15 protein-coding genes are annotated in these 16430 nt (G+C 59.0%); 9 read left to right on the top strand and 6 right to left on the bottom strand.

What is annotated here, in order from left to right:
- Nucleotides 1-14: 14 nt before the first annotated feature.
- Nucleotides 15-1064: an erythrose-4-phosphate dehydrogenase gene (gene epd / locus JSY17_RS07275; protein ID WP_117167247.1), complete on the bottom strand. Its 1050-nt coding sequence runs from the start codon at nt 1062-1064 to the stop codon at nt 15-17.
- Nucleotides 1065-1209: 145 nt separating this feature from the next.
- A complete protein-coding gene (tkt, locus tag JSY17_RS07270) occupies nt 1210-3207 on the bottom strand; it encodes a transketolase (protein ID WP_122372300.1) in 1998 nt (665 codons plus the stop codon).
- A 256-nt stretch (nt 3208-3463) separates the two neighbouring features.
- Here tkt and JSY17_RS07265 point away from each other — a divergent pair, with 256 nt between their 5' ends.
- The 3 genes from JSY17_RS07265 (at nt 3464) to JSY17_RS07255 (ending at nt 6406) form a co-directional block, all read left to right on the top strand.
- Nucleotides 3464-4459 (top strand): ArsR/SmtB family transcription factor, encoded by a 996-nt coding sequence (locus tag JSY17_RS07265; RefSeq protein ID WP_206401536.1) that lies wholly within the window; start codon nt 3464-3466, stop codon nt 4457-4459.
- A 20-nt stretch (nt 4460-4479) separates the two neighbouring features.
- Entirely contained in the window at nt 4480-5670 is a 1191-nt protein-coding gene (gene metK / locus JSY17_RS07260; protein WP_117167244.1) for a methionine adenosyltransferase, read from the top strand.
- 316 nt (nt 5671-5986) lie between these two features.
- Nucleotides 5987-6406, top strand: coding sequence for a hypothetical protein (locus tag JSY17_RS07255; RefSeq protein ID WP_206401537.1), 420 nt, complete (start codon nt 5987-5989; stop codon nt 6404-6406).
- Nucleotides 6407-6413: 7 nt separating this feature from the next.
- Here JSY17_RS07255 and JSY17_RS07250 read toward each other — a convergent pair whose 3' ends face one another.
- A complete protein-coding gene (locus JSY17_RS07250; RefSeq protein WP_206401539.1) occupies nt 6414-7034 on the bottom strand; it encodes a LysE family translocator in 621 nt (206 codons plus the stop codon).
- A gap of 185 nt (nt 7035-7219) precedes the next feature.
- On the opposite strand from JSY17_RS07250, the gene ligB reads away from it, so the two are divergent.
- Both ligB and JSY17_RS07240 read left to right on the top strand, forming a co-directional pair.
- On the top strand, nt 7220-8905 hold the full coding sequence (ligB, locus tag JSY17_RS07245; protein WP_206401540.1) for an NAD-dependent DNA ligase LigB: 1686 nt from the start codon (nt 7220-7222) through the stop codon (nt 8903-8905).
- A gap of 55 nt (nt 8906-8960) precedes the next feature.
- The gene (locus JSY17_RS07240; RefSeq protein ID WP_117186707.1) at nt 8961-9362 is read left to right on the top strand and encodes a DUF1090 domain-containing protein; all 402 of its coding nucleotides are present in this window, start codon (nt 8961-8963) and stop codon (nt 9360-9362) included.
- A 41-nt stretch (nt 9363-9403) separates the two neighbouring features.
- Here the strand turns inward: JSY17_RS07240 and JSY17_RS07235 are convergent, their stop codons facing one another.
- From JSY17_RS07235 to JSY17_RS07225, 3 genes are all read right to left on the bottom strand, one after another.
- Complete coding sequence (locus tag JSY17_RS07235) at nt 9404-9847, bottom strand: c-type cytochrome (RefSeq protein ID WP_232849324.1); 444 nt, start codon at nt 9845-9847, stop codon at nt 9404-9406.
- A gap of 80 nt (nt 9848-9927) precedes the next feature.
- Nucleotides 9928-10326, bottom strand: coding sequence for an MAPEG family protein (locus JSY17_RS07230; protein ID WP_117167239.1), 399 nt, complete (start codon nt 10324-10326; stop codon nt 9928-9930).
- Between the two features lie 11 nt (nt 10327-10337).
- Nucleotides 10338-11177, bottom strand: a complete 840-nt coding sequence (locus tag JSY17_RS07225) for a DMT family transporter (protein ID WP_122372308.1) — start codon at nt 11175-11177, stop codon at nt 10338-10340.
- 151 nt (nt 11178-11328) lie between these two features.
- Between JSY17_RS07225 and JSY17_RS07220 the strand changes: the two genes are divergently transcribed.
- From JSY17_RS07220 to JSY17_RS07205, 4 genes are all read left to right on the top strand, one after another.
- The gene (locus tag JSY17_RS07220; RefSeq protein ID WP_117181720.1) at nt 11329-12150 is read left to right on the top strand and encodes a DeoR/GlpR family DNA-binding transcription regulator; all 822 of its coding nucleotides are present in this window, start codon (nt 11329-11331) and stop codon (nt 12148-12150) included.
- 217 nt (nt 12151-12367) lie between these two features.
- Entirely contained in the window at nt 12368-12886 is a 519-nt protein-coding gene (locus JSY17_RS07215; protein WP_117167236.1) for an RNA polymerase sigma factor, read from the top strand.
- Entirely contained in the window at nt 12883-13881 is a 999-nt protein-coding gene (locus JSY17_RS07210; protein WP_206401541.1) for a FecR domain-containing protein, read from the top strand. The genes JSY17_RS07215 and JSY17_RS07210 overlap by 4 nt, the downstream gene beginning before the upstream one ends.
- An 87-nt stretch (nt 13882-13968) precedes the next feature.
- A complete protein-coding gene (locus tag JSY17_RS07205; protein ID WP_201012880.1) occupies nt 13969-16386 on the top strand; it encodes a TonB-dependent siderophore receptor in 2418 nt (805 codons plus the stop codon).
- Nucleotides 16387-16430: the final 44 nt, after the last annotated feature.

Below are 16430 nucleotides of genomic sequence, written 5' to 3'. Positions count from 1 at the left end.
GGCGTTCCTGTTTTTTACTGTTGTTGATCCGCGACGCGCAAGAAATGGTCCGCAACGTCGAGCATTCGATTGGCAAAACCCCATTCGTTATCGAACCAGGCCAGCAGGTTTACCAGCCGGGGGCCGGAAACTCGGGTCTGACTCGCATCGACAATGGCCGAATGAGGGTCATGGTTGAAATCACAACTGGCATGCGGCAATTCGGTGTATGCCAGCAGGCCTTTGAGCGGGCCGCTGGTGGCGGCCTCACGCAAGATTCGGTTGATTTCCACAGCATCGGTATCACGCGCCGTTTGCAGCGTGATATCCAGGCACGAGACGTTGACCGTCGGTACGCGAACTGCTTTGGCCTGAATTCGGCCCGCAAGTTCCGGCAGGAGCCGTTCGATTCCACGTGCCAGACCAGTGGAGACCGGAATAATGGACTGGAAAGCCGAACGCGTACGGCGCAAATCCTCGTGATGATAAGCATCGATCACCGGCTGATCGTTCATCGCCGAGTGGATCGTGGTGATCGAAATGTATTCAAGGCCCAGCGCATCATCCAGCAGGCGCAGCAATGGCACGCTGCAGTTGGTGGTGCAGGAAGCGTTGGAAACCAGTCGCTCGGTGCCGGTCAGCTTCTGCTGGTTGATACCGAACACGATGGTCGCATCCACATCGGATTCGCTGGCCATCGGTTGCGAGAACAGTACCCGAGACGCACCCGCATCGAGAAAGCGCTGGCCATCTTCGCGGGTGTTGTAGACACCTGAACATTCAAGCACCAGATCCGCACCCAGCGCCGCCCAGTCGATGCCCTCGGGCGTTGCGCTGCGCAGCACTCTGATCCGGTGATCGTTGATGTGCAGGTATTGCCCATCGACCCGCACATCGCCGGGGAAGCGACCATGAGTGGAATCGAAACGGGTGAGATATTCGAGACTGGCCATATCGGCCAGATCATTGATCGCGACCACCTCGAAACCAGCCCGTGCACCTCGCTCACAGAGCGCGCGCAAGACGCAACGACCGATTCGGCCGTAGCCGTTCAGTGCAACTTTGTAAGGGCGGTGTTGAGGCATGGTGGTGCTCGCAAGACAAATCGTACTGCACATAAACCTGTAGGAGCGGACTTGTCCGCGAAAAACCTGCCAGCCAATACAAAGGTATCGGCGGACGGGCATCTTCGCGGATGAATCCGCTCCTACATGGTTATTGCGACCTTTCTCAGTCTTCCAACAGCTCTTCAGCCGTGCTCAGGATGTTCTCCAGAGTAAAGCCGAACTCTTCGAACAGCGCAGGCGCAGGTGCCGATTCACCGAAAGTGGTCATGCCGATCACGCGACCTTCCAGACCGACGTACTTGTACCAGTAGTCGGCGTGGGCGGCTTCGATGGCGATACGGGCGCTGACCTGCAGCGGCAGAACGGCTTGCTTGTAGCCTGGGTCCTGGGCTTCGAAGACGCTGGTGCAAGGCATGGAAACCACGCGCACCTTGCGGCCCTGAGCGCTCAGAGCATCGAACGCCTGCACGGCCAGACCGATTTCCGAACCGGTAGCGATCAGGATCAGCTCAGGCTCGCCAGCGCAGTCGCGCAGGACGTAACCACCACGAGCGATATCCGCCAGCTGAGCTTCGTCACGGGCCTGATGAGGCAGGTTCTGACGAGAGAAGATCAGCGCCGAAGGACCGTCCTTGCGCTCGATGGCGTACTTCCAGGCCACGGCCGATTCCACGGCATCCGCCGGACGCCAGGTGTCCAGGTTCGGCGTGGTACGCAGGCTGGTCAGTTGCTCGACCGGCTGGTGAGTCGGGCCGTCTTCGCCCAGACCGATGGAGTCGTGGGTGAACACGTGGATGACGCGCTTCTTCATCAGAGCGGCCATGCGCACGGCGTTACGAGCGTATTCCATGAAGATCAGGAAGGTGGCGCCGTAAGGAACGAAACCGCCGTGCAGGGCGATACCGTTCATCATTGCGGCCTGACCGAACTCACGCACGCCGTAATGCAGGTAGTTGCCGTTGGCGTCTTCGCCGGTGATGCTCTTGCAGCCTTTCCAGATGGTCAGGTTGGAACCGGCCAGGTCAGCCGAACCACCCAGGAACTCAGGCAGCAGCGGGCCGAAAGCGCCCAGAGCGTTCTGGCTGGCTTTACGGCTGGCGATGGTTTCGCCCTTGGCGTTGACTTCAGCCACATAAGCAGCCGATTTTTCGGCGAAATCGGCAGGCAGTTCACCGCTCATGCGACGGATGAACTCGTTGGCCAGCTCAGGGAAAGCAGCGGAGTAGGCAGCAAAACGCTGATCCCAGTCGGCTTCGGCAGCCAGGCCTTTTTCTTTCGCATCCCACTGGGCGTAGATATCGGCCGGGATTTCGAAAGGACCGTGGCTCCACTTCAGCGCAGCACGGGTCAGGGCGATTTCATCGGCACCCAGCGGAGCACCGTGGGACTCTTCCTTGCCCTGCTTGTTGGGCGAGCCGAAACCGATGGTGGTCTTGCAGCAGATCAGGGTCGGCTGCTCGCTCTTGCGGGCGGTGTCGATGGCAGTCTTGATCTCGTCGGCATCGTGACCGTCGACATTGCGGATGACCTGCCAGCCGTAGGATTCGAAACGCTTCGGCGTGTCGTCGGTGAACCAGCCTTCGACTTCGCCGTCGATGGAGATGCCGTTGTCATCGTAGAAGGCAATCAGCTTGCCCAGTCCCAGAGTACCGGCCAGGGAGGCCACTTCGTGGGAAATGCCTTCCATCATGCAGCCATCACCCATGAAAACGTAGGTATGGTGATCGACGATGTTATGGCCCGGGCGGTTGAACTGAGCTGCCAGGGTCTTTTCGGCCACGGCAAAACCGACTGCGTTGGCAAAACCCTGACCCAGTGGGCCGGTAGTGGTTTCGACACCCGGGGTGTAGCCGTATTCCGGGTGGCCCGGGGTGCGGCTGTGCAGTTGACGGAAGTTCTTCAGGTCGTCGATGGACAGGTCGTAGCCGGTCAGGTGCAGCAACGAGTAAATCAACATCGAGCCGTGGCCATTGGACAGAATGAAGCGGTCACGGTCGGCGAACGCAGGATTTGCCGGGTTGTGCTTCAGATAGTCGCGCCACAGAACTTCGGCGATATCCGCCATGCCCATGGGGGCACCGGGATGGCCGCTGTTGGCTTTTTGCACGGCATCCATGCTGAGGGCACGAATGGCGTTGGCACGCTCACGACGGCTTGGCATCGCTGATCTCCTGGAGAATGAAGGAATGGGATCGGAAAAAAGGCGACCATTTTCTCTCAGGCACTGCCCGGGAGCAATGAAAGATAGTCGTTGACGATGTTTTTCCTGCCTTGCGGCGCTATTTGTCCCCGTCAATCAGTGCCTGCGCCGGCAATAACGTGACGGCCATCACGAACAAGGACCCTCGACATCCAATATCAAAACTTTTTGATATTGCTCTTGCAGCCGACACAGTCGCTAACTAGACTGCGACCCCATGAACCTATGTGTGCCTGCAATCAGCCATGATCACTGCGACGACCTCTCTGCACTGTGCAAGGCCGGCGGTGACCCTCTGCGACTGAATGTATTGCGCGCTTTGGCCAACGATTCGTTCGGTGTACTGGAGCTGGCGCAGATCTTTGCCATCGGCCAGTCGGGCATGAGTCATCACTTGAAAGTGCTGGCCCAGGCTTCTCTGGTGGCGACACGCCGGGAAGGCAACGCGATCTTTTACCGTCGCGCCCTGCCCCACACCGAACTGACCGGTGGCAAGCTGCATGCGGCCCTGCTCGACGAAGTGGATGTGCTGACCCTGCCTGAGGATGTCAGCCTGCGCATCGACCTTGTGCATCGCCAGCGAGCCCAGGCCAGTCAGGATTTCTTTGCACGCACCGCAGAAAAGTTTCGCGCCCAGCAGGATCTGATCGCCGGGCTTGCCCAATACCGCGATAGCCTGTTGAGCCTGCTGGACAAACTGAGCTTCAACGCTCAGGCAACAGCACTGGAAGTCGGCCCCGGCGACGGTGGCTTTCTACCGGAACTGGCCAGCCGCTTTGCCCGGGTCACCGCCATGGACAACAGTCAGGCGATGCTGGAACTGGCCCGCGATGTCTGCGAGCGCGAGAAGCTGGACAACGTCGAGCTGGTACTGGCCGACGCCCTTACGGGCACTAAAGTAAGCGCCGACTGTGTCGTTCTGAACATGGTGCTTCACCATTTGGCGGCACCGGCCGAAGCCTTGAAGCAACTGGCCGAGCGATTGCAACCCGGCGGTAGCCTGCTGGTAACAGAGTTGTGTAGTCATGACCAGAGCTGGGCCAGGGAGGCCTGTGGCGATCTCTGGTTAGGTTTCGAACAGGATGACCTGGCCCGTTGGGCCATCGCTGCGGGGCTAGTTCCCGGGGAAAGCCTGTATGTAGGCTTACGTAATGGTTTCCAGATCCAGGTTCGCCATTTTCAGCGACCGGCTGGCAACACTCACCATCGGTAAAATTCAGGAAACCCGTAGAGATGAGCGAATACTCACTTTTCACCTCCGAGTCCGTGTCCGAAGGACACCCAGACAAGATCGCCGACCAGATTTCCGACGCGGTTCTTGACGCCATCATCGCCCAGGACAAACACGCTCGCGTAGCCGTGGAAACCCTGGTCAAGACTGGTGTTGCAATCGTTGCTGGCGAAGTCACCACCAGTGCCTGGGTTGACCTCGAGCAGATCGTTCGCGACGTGATCAGCGACATTGGCTACACCAGCTCCGACGTCGGTTTCGACGGCGCTACCTGCGGCGTGATGAACATCATCGGCAAGCAGTCTCCTGACATCAACCAGGGTGTTGACCGTGCCAAGCCTGAAGATCAGGGCGCCGGCGACCAGGGCCTGATGTTCGGCTATGCCAGCAACGAAACGGCCGAACTGATGCCTGCGCCAATCGCGTTCTCGCACCAGCTGGTGAAGCGCCAGGCCGAAGCCCGCAAGTCCGGCCTGCTGCCGTGGCTGCGCCCGGATGCGAAATCCCAGGTCACTTGCCGCTATGAAGACGGCAAGGTTGTTGGCATCGACGCCATCGTTCTGTCGACCCAGCACAACCCTGAAGTTTCCTACAACGATCTGCGCGAAGGCGTGATGGAACTGATCGTCAAGCACGTGCTGCCAGCCGAGCTGCTGCACAAGGACACCCAGTTCCACATCAACCCGACCGGCCAGTTCATCATTGGCGGCCCGGTAGGTGACTGCGGCCTGACCGGTCGCAAGATCATCGTCGACAGCTACGGCGGCATGGCTCGTCATGGCGGCGGCGCATTCTCCGGCAAGGATCCATCGAAGGTTGACCGTTCCGCTGCCTACGCAGGCCGCTACGTTGCCAAGAACATCGTCGCTGCCGGTCTGGCCGAGCGCTGCGAGATTCAGGTTTCCTACGCCATCGGCGTCGCTCAACCGACTTCGATCTCCCTGAACACCTTCGGCACCGGCAAGATCAGCGATGACAAGATCATCAAGCTGGTTCGCGAGATCTTTGACCTGCGTCCATACGCAATCACCACGATGCTCGACCTGCTGCACCCGATGTACCAGGAAACCGCAGCCTACGGCCACTTCGGCCGCACGCCGCAAACCAAGACCGTGGGTGACGACACCTTCACCACGTTCACCTGGGAAAAAACCGACCGCGCCGACGCACTGCGCAAGGCTGCCGGTCTGTAATACGCTTTAACGCATCAACACAAGGCCCCGGACGTTCCGATCGTTCGGGGCTTTGTTGTTTCTGGCGCTTACAAAGTTTCAAGTGTGCCGATATTTTTTCTCGCACTCGAAACTTAGTCTGGAACATTCAGTCTGTATAGATAATAGCGCAATGCCATATCTGTATAAACTTAAAAGACTTGACCCAGGCTTTAATGAGGTGCCACTGACACTAAGCCATTGATACTTTCCCGCCCCAATACTCGATCACTCTCGCAGCGTCGAGTGAGGTTGATGACTTTTCCCGTTATTCCTGCGCTTATTTGTAAGGAACATCATGAAACTCAAGGCTATTGTGTTGGGCTCCATCCTGCTCGCTTCACCGCTGCATCAAGCCTTTGCCGATACTTGCAGCACCAACATCTTTGGTGGTTATGACTGCCGCTATGACAATGGAACAACCTCCACAAGCAGGGCAAATATCTTCGGTGGGCAAGATACGCAATACAGCGATGGCAGAAGCTCAAGTAGTCGTGCAAACATCTTTGGCGGACAAGACACACGAAACAATGATGGGAGCAGTTCAAATAGCCGTGCGAATATCTTTGGCGGGCAAGATACACAATATAGTGACGGTAGGCGTTCAAGCAGCCGCTCAAACATCTTTGGCGGACAAGACACACAATACAACGATGGCAGCCGATCAAACAGCCGCGCGAATATCTTTGGCGGACAGGATACAAACCATCAGAAATAACTGCCCCTCAAGCCCGCCGCGATACCAACAAGACCGAAGCGGCTCCCGCAAGCAACCCGGCGCAGGCGCGATTGAACAAGCGCTTGCCGCTGGGCCGGGCAAACAACCGGCGAGCATGCACGCCCATGTAGCCGTACAGACTGATAGCCACGCACTCCAAAGCTATGAATAGCCCACCCAGTATCGCGAACTGGCTGGTTACATGACCCGTATGGTCGATGAACTGCGGCAAGAAAGCCGTAAACAATAAAATCGCCTTGGGATTGCCGATGGCGACCAGAAACTCCTGACGCGCCAGACTCCAGGTATTCGCCGAAACAGCACTCATATCGCCCTGATCCTGAGGACTGGCCCGCCACAACTGCACTGCCAGGTAAAACAGATAGGCCGCGCCGACAATCTTGATCACGTGGAACAACCACTCGGACGTATGCAGTACCGCCACAAGCCCCACCGCAGCCAGCGAGATCATGATCACAAAAGCCAATAACCTTCCCACGCCACCAACACATGAGCGGACAAAGCCATAGCGCGTAGCGTTGCTGATGGAGAGCAGATTGTTCGGGCCAGGCGCCATGTTGAGGGCGAAACAGGCAGGAATGAAAACCGCGAGGGTCGATAGATCCATGGGACACCCGATCAATAACTGAACCGAGTGCTTATTCTGCATGCTCGCAACAAAGACTAAAGATACAGCTACCTGCGTAATTCACCCCCATCTGTACCCGCCGAAAAACCCGGTAATCACCTGATTCCTCTCGACAGAGAACAACGTCTAGCCTCAAAGCCACGCCCTCAAGCAAGGATGCTTCGATGTTGAACGCTGTACGTTTTTTAGCGGGCTGCGCAGCCCTGACCCTGCATATTTCATTCGTTTCTGCCAGCCCTTGCCCCGACTGGTCACCTGCCAGGGCTCATCAAGAGACTCAGGCCTTGCAGCAGCAGATCGACCAATGGGACGACAGCTATCACCGGGAAGGCGTCTCGCTGATAGAAGATGAAATTTACGATCAGGTCCGCCAACGCCTGGGAGTTCTGCGCTCCTGTTTCGCCTCAGAAGTGCCCGAAGACAATCCACTGAAAACTGCCAGAGGCCCGGTCCCTCACCCCGTTCCACATACTGGCGTGACCAAGCTGGCAGACGAGCGAGCGGTGCAGGACTGGCTCAAAGGCCGCAAGGACTTGTGGATACAGCCCAAGGTCGATGGGGTGGCGGTATCGCTGGTGTATGAAAACGGCAGACTCAGCAAAGCCATCAGTCGTGGCGACGGCCTCAAGGGCCAGGACTGGACGCATCAGGCACAGCTTATACCCGCCATTCCCAAACAATTGCCGCAAACCGGGCCACTGGTTCTGCAAGGTGAGCTGTACTGGCGTCAGCCCGCGCATGTGCAGGCCACGGCGGGCAGCATCAATGCCCGCAGCAAGGTCGCCGGGTGGATGGCTCGGCAAGACCTGAGCGCCACCGAGGCCCTGCAGATCGGGTTATTCGTCTGGGACTGGCCCACCGGGCCGACAACCCTGCAAGAGCGAATCGCAGGTCTGAAAGCCATGGGGTTCGACGACAGCGCCACTTATACCCAACCGCTGGAAAGCTTTACCCAGGCCAGAGACTGGCGAGACTACTGGTACCGCAATCCACTGCCATTTGCCACTGACGGCATCATCATGCGCCACGGTGAACGGCCACCGGCCCGGCGCTGGCAGGCCAAGGCGCCCTACTGGATCGCGGCCTGGAAATATCCCTACGGCCAGGTGCTGGCAGAAGTGCGCAAGGTCAACTTCACTATCGGACGCAGCGGCAGGATCACGCCAGTGCTGGAGCTGAGGCCTGTGCGCCTGGATGACCGGACCATCAGCCGACTCAGCATCGGCTCACTGCAACGCTGGCAAGCACTGGATATCCGCCCCGGCGATCAGGTTTCCTTGAGCCTTGCAGGCCTTACCATCCCGCGCCTGGACAAGGTGATTTCACGCAATAGCGAAAGAATTCCACTGGCGGTTCCACAACAAAGCGATTTTCATGGTCTGAGTTGCTGGCAGCCGACGCCGGGATGTGAAAGTCAGTTCCGGGCCAGGCTGGTCTGGCTCAGCGGCAAGAAGGGTCTGGCATTGCCAGGGGTTGGCCCGGGAACCTGGGACAGACTGATCGAAGCCGGCCAGATCAACGGCCTGCTCGACTGGATGACCCTGGATCGTGCGCAGCTTGCTAAAATTCCGGGTTTTGCAGAACGCAGCAGCACCAGACTGTTCGACAGTCTGCAGACTGCCCGGGAAAGACCGTTTCAGACCTGGCTTGTCGCCATAGGTCTGCCCCCGGCAGGCGGGCTGAAACCGGACATGGAATGGCGTGAACTGGCTGCAAGAAGTATCGAACAATGGCAAAGCGAACCGGGTATAGGTCCAGGAAGGGCCACACGACTCTGGGAGTTTTTTCAGGACCCGCAGGTGCAGGCATTGCGTGAGCAGCTACGGGATCAAGGTATCGCAGGTTTTTAATATCGTTTTTTCATCGCCCGCGTGCCCGGACGTTATGGTTTTTCAAGGAGTTCACATGAAGTTTCTTTCCACCCTGATTCTGCTCGGCAGCATCACGCTGTCAGCGCCCCCGCTACTCGCCGCCGAACAGGCCCCGCCGCCATCGGAATGCCTGGTCAAGAGCCAGGAGATCAGCAACAGAATTCAGGAAGCCAAGGCCGATGGCAATAAACGCGAGCAGGCAGGTCTGGAAAAAGCCTTGAGTGAGGTCAACGCCAACTGCAGCGAGACGTCACTGGTCAAGCAACGGGAACAGAAAGTGCTGGATGCCAAGCGCGAAGTGAGCCGCCGCCAGAACGACCTGAACAAGGCCATGGCCAAGGGCGATCCGGAGAAAATCGACAAGCGCAAGGACAAGCTGGCCGAGTCTCGCAAGCAATTGCAGGACGCCCAGACCGAACTGGAAAAAGTCCAGTAGCAGGAGATCACCAGCCACCTCGGCGTCGCGCTCCCACGGCTTCAGTGGTTCCTGAATTCCCGATGACAGGCTTGGCAGGCGGCCTCGACCTTGTCGACCGCCGGTGTCAGGTTGTCGGCTGAGAACGGCCTGACGCCGGAGACTGTTACCAGCTCGCCGGTTGCAGTTTCAAGCGCGCGGGCCATGTCCTGAAAACGGGCCTGTTTCTGCCAGACGGCATCCGTTGCGCTTGTATGGTCTGATTCCCTGACCTGCGGAAAATGCTTCCAGGGCTCATGGGCCAGACGGTCGAGGTGGATTGCTCCATCGCTGAAACGCTGACCGTCGAATGCAATGCGCCCGCGCAACATGCCGCCCAGATCCTCGCTGGTCCTGAGCATTTCCTTGAAGATCGCCTTGCGCTGCCCCAAGGGTGAATCGGGGTCGACACCGCCACAGGCGCTCAGAACCAGACAGGACAACAGAACAGCACAGAGTCTTTTCAATCAGGGCTCGATCCATCAGATGGGCAACGGTGGCCAGTATCCTCGACCACCGTTGAAAGAGACGTGCAGCAATGCCGCACTCAGGCAGCCGGAAAAGCCGAAGCTACAAACATTCCTACAATGGCAGCAAGACCGATCAGCCACACCACAGAACGCATGGTAGCCAGATCGGCAATGTAGAAGATGATGTAGAGCAACCGACTGGTAATGAATAGAACGGCCAGAACATCGATGGTGACCAACTGCGCATTGCCCGCTATATGAGCAATGATCACCGCGGCAGCGAACGCAGGCGTGATTTCGTAACTGTTCAATTGCGCCGCATGGGCGCGCCTGGGAAAACCCTCCAGTGAATCGAGAAAGCTTCGTGGATCGCGATTGTGTCTGTTCGAGTACCTGCCACTTCCGATCTTGGCTATGCCAGCACAAACGATCGGCAAAATGATCGCAATCAATACGCACCAGAATGCAACTGTCATACCTCAACTTCCTATAACTTGAACTTCATTAGAAACATGCCGAGCAATACCAGCCCGCAAGCCAACAACCGAGGCCGACCAAAAGGCTCTTTCAGATAACGCATACCGAACAGCACCACCAGCACTACGCTGACTTCCCGCAATGCCGCCGCTTCGGCAACCGACCCCAACTGCATGGCCCAAAGCACCAGCGCATAGCTGAACAGGACACACAGCCCGACGCACAGACCCAATTGCCACTGTTCGCGCCAGAACGACATGAAGGCCGAGCGCTTGTGACAGACCGCAAGGAACGGAAAAGGCCAGGCGCTGATCAGCGTCAGCCAGACCAGATAGTCCAGCGGATGTGCTCCCAAACGAATGGCTTGCCCGTCGATCCAAGTGTAGCTGCCGATACATACGCCAATCATGCCCACCACGGGCAACATCGACCATGGCAGACGAGCGCCACCTCCGCCCTGCCAAAGCAGACAGACCATCCCCAGAGGAATCAGCAAAATCCCGGAAATCTGCTGCCCACTCAATTGCTCGTCCGCAAACGCCAGAGTCAGCCCCAGCACCACCAACGGCGAAAGCCCCCGCATCAGCGGATAGACCAGCCCGAGATCACCGACCCGATAAGCCTTGATCAGCAGACAGCGATAAAGCAGTTCGAAAAGCGCCGACGCCACCAGCCATGGCCAGATATGCGGTTCGGGCGCGGTGACGAACCCCAGCGCCAGAAGCGCACAGAGCAGAGCCACGGCATCCATACTGGCAATCACAAGCAGCCGTTCGACACTGAATTTGACGAGGGTGTTCCATATTGCATGCAGTACCGCTGCCATCAACACCAGAGCAGTTGCCAGCACTCTTACTCTCCTTGAAACGACTCTGCGCACCTGCGCGAGCATAGTGGATTCGGCGGGGACTCACAGTCTTGCCATGGAGAGAGCTGCTGCGATTGTCGGTGCGATTGGCTAAGATGCCGGGACCGCCGTTCATGGATGCACAGGAGTAGGAATGTCCACCGAAGAGGATATCGCCATCGTTGGCGGTACACCGATGATCCCCGATCAGCGACGCGAGCTGATGCTTCGTCAACTGCGCAAGCATCAAGTATTGAGCGTGCATCAGTTGATGGAAATGTTCGATTGCTCGCACATGACCATCCGCCGCGATATCGCCGTGCTGGAACAGGAAGGACGCGCCTACTCGGTGACCGGCGGCGTACGTATCGCCAGCCAGCTCCATAGCGAGCCCAGCCATCAGTCCAAGGCCGTCGTGGAACTGCCGCAAAAGCAAGCCATGGCCAGGCTGGCAGCCGGGCTGCTGCATCCGGACATGACCATTTACCTGGACGCCGGCACCAGCACCCTGGAGATCGTGCCGCATATCGTGGCGCTGTCCGGCATGACGGTGGTGACCAACGACTTCGGCATCGTCAACGCCCTGGCCGATGCGGCTCATGTGGATGTGATTCATACCGGCGGCCTGCTCGACCATCCCAACCGCTCCAGCGTCGGCGGCCTGGCTGCGGCGACACTGCGTCAACTGGCCACCGACGTGGCGTTCCTGTCGACCAGTTCATGGGACATGCATCGTGGCAACACTACGCCGTCGGCGCTGAAAGTCGAGGTCAAACAGGCGGCCATGCAGTCGGCATCACAGACGGTGCTGATCGCCACCAGCTCCAAATACGGCACCTTCGGCATGTACAAGGTTTCGGCCCTTGAACAGTTCGACACCATCATTACCGATGCAGCACTCGCCGAAACGGCTGCCGACGCCATTCGCAAACAGCGGATCGAACTGCTGCTGGCACCGGTCGGGAATAAGCGCTGATCTTTTATGAACAGGCAATGACTGTGGGAGACGGCTTGCCGGCGACAGGGCCAGTGAAGTCAAAACTGTTTCATCCAATTTGAAGCAGTCGCGGGCAAGCTCCATTGCAACAGGGTGAAGACCGCATTCCGATAAGCGTCAATTGCCAGCATCCCCGCGCTCTGACAGAATCGCGAATCGTTCTCGTTATTTAATACATTTCCATTCGAGGCCATTCGTGTCGTCAGCCCCAAGCACTCATAACGAGATCGTTGGCGTGTTGTATCGCGACCATCGCAGTTGGCTGCTGGCCTGGCTTCGACGCAATGTGGCCTGCCCACAGCGGGCCGAAGACCTGAGCCAGGACACGTTCGTACGCCTGCTGGGACGCGACGAGCTCAAGACCCCGAATGAACCTCGCGCCTTTCTGGCAGCGGTCGCCAAAGGCCTGTTGTTCGACTATTTCCGTCGTGCAGCACTGGAGCAGGCTTATCTCAACGAGCTGATGCTGATACCGGAAGCCGAACATCCTTCCCCGCAGGATCAATTGCTGATTCTTGAAGACCTCAAGACCATCGACCGGATGCTGGACAAGCTGTCCAGCAAGGCCCGGGCGGCGTTTCTGTACAGCCGCCTGGACGGCCTGAGCCATGGCGAGATCGCCGAGCGCCTCGGGGTTTCGGTTTCCCGGGTCCGGCAATACCTGGCCCAGGCCATGCGCCAGTGCTACATCGCCCTTTATGGCGAGCCGACATGAAGCTCTCAGGCTCAAGACCCGTTTCCGCGCAAGTGCTGGATGCTGCCATTGCCTGGCAGTTGTGCCTGGACTCCGGCGACGGGATCGAGCAGGACGAATTCAGCAAATGGCTGGCCGCCAATGAAGAGCACGCCCGGGCCTGGAGCCAGCTGGGGATGCTCAACCAGCGCTTCGCCATTCCCGCAGGTCCCGCACGCAAGGCCTTGCAACAGGCGCCCGGCACCCTTCGTCGTCGCGTACGCAAGCTGGGCGGCGGGCTCGCCGGGGTGTTGCTGAGTTGCGGGCTGGCGCTGTTCATGAGCGAGCGCTACCTGCCGCTGGATTACTGGCTCGCCGATCAGCGCACCGCGACCGGCGAACAGCGGGACATTCGCCTGGCGGACAACACCCTGATTCGTCTCAATACCCACAGCGCAATCGATGTGCATTACGACGCGCAACAGCGTCGGGTCGTGCTGCAGGATGGGGAGATACTGGTTGAAACCGGCAACCATGACGACCCGCGCCCCTTCATCGTCGAAACCCGCGACGGCAGGATGCGCGCCCTGGGCACTCGCTTCCTCGTCAGGCGCGAAACCGATGGCACACGCCTGAGCGTGCTGCAATCGGCGGTCGCAGCCAATACTCGCGACCACGGGAACGAGCAGGTCTTGCGCGAAGGGCAACAAGTCCTGCTGACGGCCGATGGGCTCGGCCCGCTGCTCAGTCTGCCCTCGGGTGCCGATGCCTGGACTCGCGGCATGCTGGTCATGGACAACGCCCGCCTGGGCGACATGCTCGACGAACTGAGCCGTTATCGGGTCGGCTATCTGGGTGTTTCGCCACAGGTGGCGGATCTGCGGATTACCGGCAGCTTCCCGCTGGGCAATACCGATCTGGCCCTCAAGGCCTTGTTGCCGACCTTGCCGGTGCAGATCGAGCAGCACACGCCATGGTGGGTGAAAGTCCAGGCACGGCCCGAGAAAGGCGACGCTGCATCGCCCGAAAAACCCTGACCCGGAATATTTTCACCAGCAGCCCTGTCACTTTTTCAGACTCGTGCGGCAGAGAGGCAATAGATACCGTTTGCCCTGGAGCCTTGTATGTCTCGCCCGCTTGAAACCCTTATGCGTCCCAGCCTGCTGGCACTGGCAATCGCCCTCGGCGCGCCGCTGGTGAGCACTTCGCCGATTGCCGCCGAACAGGCTTCAAGCGTTCGTGCCTACAATCTGCCAGCCGCTGCGCTGTCCACTACGCTGAATCAGATTGCCAGTCAGGCAGGGCTGGCCCTGGCGATCAATCCATCGCTGGTAAGCGGTCGCACCTCGGCACCGGTGCAAGGCCAGTTCGAGGCCACTGCGGCCATGCGTCAGGCCTTGCGTGGCACGGGTCTGCAACTGGTACAGAGCAGTGCCGGTACCTACAGCCTGGAAGCCGCACCGGAAGGAACGCTGGCCTTGCCGGAAACCACCATTCAAGGCATGCAGGGTGACAGTGAAAGCGCATGGGGACCGGTCGAGGGTTATACCGCGACCCGCACGGCGGCCGGCAGCAAGACAGATACCCCCATCGTGGAAGCACCCCGTTCGATATCGGTCGTGACCCGCCAGCAGATGGATGATCGCTCCGTACTCAACCTCAATGATGCCCTGCGCTATACCGCAGGTGTCGTCAGCAGCGGTTATGGCTCCGACTCGCGCAACGACTGGCTGCGCATTCGCGGCTTCGTCCCGACCCAGTTCCTCGACGGCCTGCCCATGCCGGTCGGTTCCTATGCCAACCCCAAGCCCGAGCCATGGAACCTTGAGCGCATCGCGGTGCTGCGCGGCCCGTCGTCTTCGGTCTACGGCCAGACACCTCCGGGCGGCATGCTCGACATGGTCAGCCGCCGCCCGCAAGCCGAAAGCAGCAACGAAGTCGGCCTGCAGGTCGGCAACAACGAACACAAGCAGATCAATTTCGACAGCACCGGCAAGATCGACGAAGACGGTCAGTTCCTGTACCGGGTCAGCGGTGTCGTGCGTGACAGCGGCTCGGCCATCGACCACATCCCGGACAAGCGCTACAACATTGCGCCCAGCGTGACCTGGAATATCGATGACGACACACACCTGACGTTCATCTCGCAGTACACCCGCGACGATACCGGGATTACCGGTCAGTTCCTGCCCTTGCAGGGCACCAGACTGGACTCGGCTGCGGGCAGGATTTCCCATCACAAGAACCTGGGTGATCCGGACTGGGAGTTCTATGACCGCACCTATTACGCGCTGGGCTATGCCTTCGACCATCGCCTGAACGATGTCTGGCAGTTCCGCCAGAACCTGCGCTACACCAAGAGCGATCTCTCGTTCCAGGCCCTGAGCGTCAACAATGGCCCGACTGCCGTCGATGCGGACGGCAACATCGGGCGCACCACAGGCGTAGTCAACGAGGACATCAGCCAGTTTGCCGTGGACAACAATTTCCAGGCCGACTTCCAGACTGGAGCCCTGAGCCATACCGTATTGCTGGGCCTGGACCATCAGCGCTCCAATACCAACTACCAGTGGCTGTATGGCTGGGGCAACGTTCCGGGCACCAACGTCAACCGCCCAGTGTACGGCGCGGACTTCTCCAACGTGCTCTACTCGACGCTGTACGACTACAACCAGAAAACCCGGCAGACCGGCCTCTATGCACAGGACCAGATCTCTCTGGACAAGTGGCGCCTGACCCTGGGCGGGCGTGAAGACTGGATTCATACCGGTACGAAGTTCTATAACAACAACGATGTGACCAGCACCCAGCGCGACAGCAATTTCAGCGCCAACGCGGGCTTGAGCTATGTATTCGATAACGGCTTCACGCCTTACATTTCCTATACCGAGTCATTCCAGCCAGCCTCCGGTGCAGGCGTCAGTGCCACCGAATCGTTCAAGCCCACCGAAGGCCGTCAGTACGAAGCCGGCCTGAAGTACCAGCCGGTCGGTTCCAAGACCTTGCTGACTGCGGCCGTGTTCGATCTGCGGCAGAAGAACGTGTCCATCACCGAAAACAGCATCACCAGTCAGATCGGCGAGATCCAGGTTCGCGGCCTGGAGCTGGAGGCCACTTCGGATGTGACCGACAACCTGAAACTGATCAGTTCCTATACCTACACAGACAGCGAAATCCTCAAGGGCGACGACAAGGGCAACCGTGTCCCGCAAGTGCCGCGCAACCAGGCCACGGCCTGGGCAGACTACACCTGGCACAACGGCGCACTCGACGGCTTCGGTGTCGGTGCAGGCGTGCGTTATGTGGGTGACACTTATGGCAACCAGAGCAACACCACCCTTGGCCATGTGGGCTCCTACACCGTCTACGACGCTTCGGTGCATTACGACCTGGGCCGTCTGGCCAGTAGCCTGAAAGGTGCTTCGGTGGCGGTGGACGCCAAGAACATTTTCAACAAGGACTATCTGGCCACCTGCGATGGTTTCTGGTGCTACTACGGCGATCAGCGCAACGTTGTCGCCAGCGTCAATTACAAGTGGTGATTTGATCCCCGCACCAAAGGCCCTCTGACTGTCAGCGGGCCTTT

The sequence above is a fragment of the Pseudomonas capsici genome, from assembly GCF_017165765.1.
Lineage (GTDB): Bacteria > Pseudomonadota > Gammaproteobacteria > Pseudomonadales > Pseudomonadaceae > Aquipseudomonas > Aquipseudomonas capsici.
Note: the sequence above shows the minus strand (reverse complement) of the source record. Positions and strands in the feature narration are given on the sequence as shown.

What these genes read in the sequence shown, in the direction of transcription:
- JSY17_RS07240 (WP_117186707.1), top strand. Translation starts at nt 8,961, where the DNA reads ATGAAGTTTCTTTCCACCCTGATTCTGCTCGGCAGCATCACGCTGTCA.
- JSY17_RS07255 (WP_206401537.1), top strand. Translation starts at nt 5,987, where the DNA reads ATGAAACTCAAGGCTATTGTGTTGGGCTCCATCCTGCTCGCTTCACCG.
- metK (WP_117167244.1), top strand. Translation starts at nt 4,480, where the DNA reads ATGAGCGAATACTCACTTTTCACCTCCGAGTCCGTGTCCGAAGGACAC.
- JSY17_RS07220 (WP_117181720.1), top strand. Translation starts at nt 11,329, where the DNA reads ATGTCCACCGAAGAGGATATCGCCATCGTTGGCGGTACACCGATGATC.
- JSY17_RS07265 (WP_206401536.1), top strand. Translation starts at nt 3,464, where the DNA reads ATGAACCTATGTGTGCCTGCAATCAGCCATGATCACTGCGACGACCTC.
- JSY17_RS07210 (WP_206401541.1), top strand. Translation starts at nt 12,883, where the DNA reads ATGAAGCTCTCAGGCTCAAGACCCGTTTCCGCGCAAGTGCTGGATGCT.
- JSY17_RS07250 (WP_206401539.1), bottom strand. Translation starts at nt 7,034, where the DNA reads ATGGATCTATCGACCCTCGCGGTTTTCATTCCTGCCTGTTTCGCCCTC.
- JSY17_RS07230 (WP_117167239.1), bottom strand. Translation starts at nt 10,326, where the DNA reads ATGACAGTTGCATTCTGGTGCGTATTGATTGCGATCATTTTGCCGATC.
- tkt (WP_122372300.1), bottom strand. Translation starts at nt 3,207, where the DNA reads ATGCCAAGCCGTCGTGAGCGTGCCAACGCCATTCGTGCCCTCAGCATG.
- JSY17_RS07205 (WP_201012880.1), top strand. Translation starts at nt 13,969, where the DNA reads ATGTCTCGCCCGCTTGAAACCCTTATGCGTCCCAGCCTGCTGGCACTG.
- ligB (WP_206401540.1), top strand. Translation starts at nt 7,220, where the DNA reads ATGTTGAACGCTGTACGTTTTTTAGCGGGCTGCGCAGCCCTGACCCTG.
- epd (WP_117167247.1), bottom strand. Translation starts at nt 1,064, where the DNA reads ATGCCTCAACACCGCCCTTACAAAGTTGCACTGAACGGCTACGGCCGA.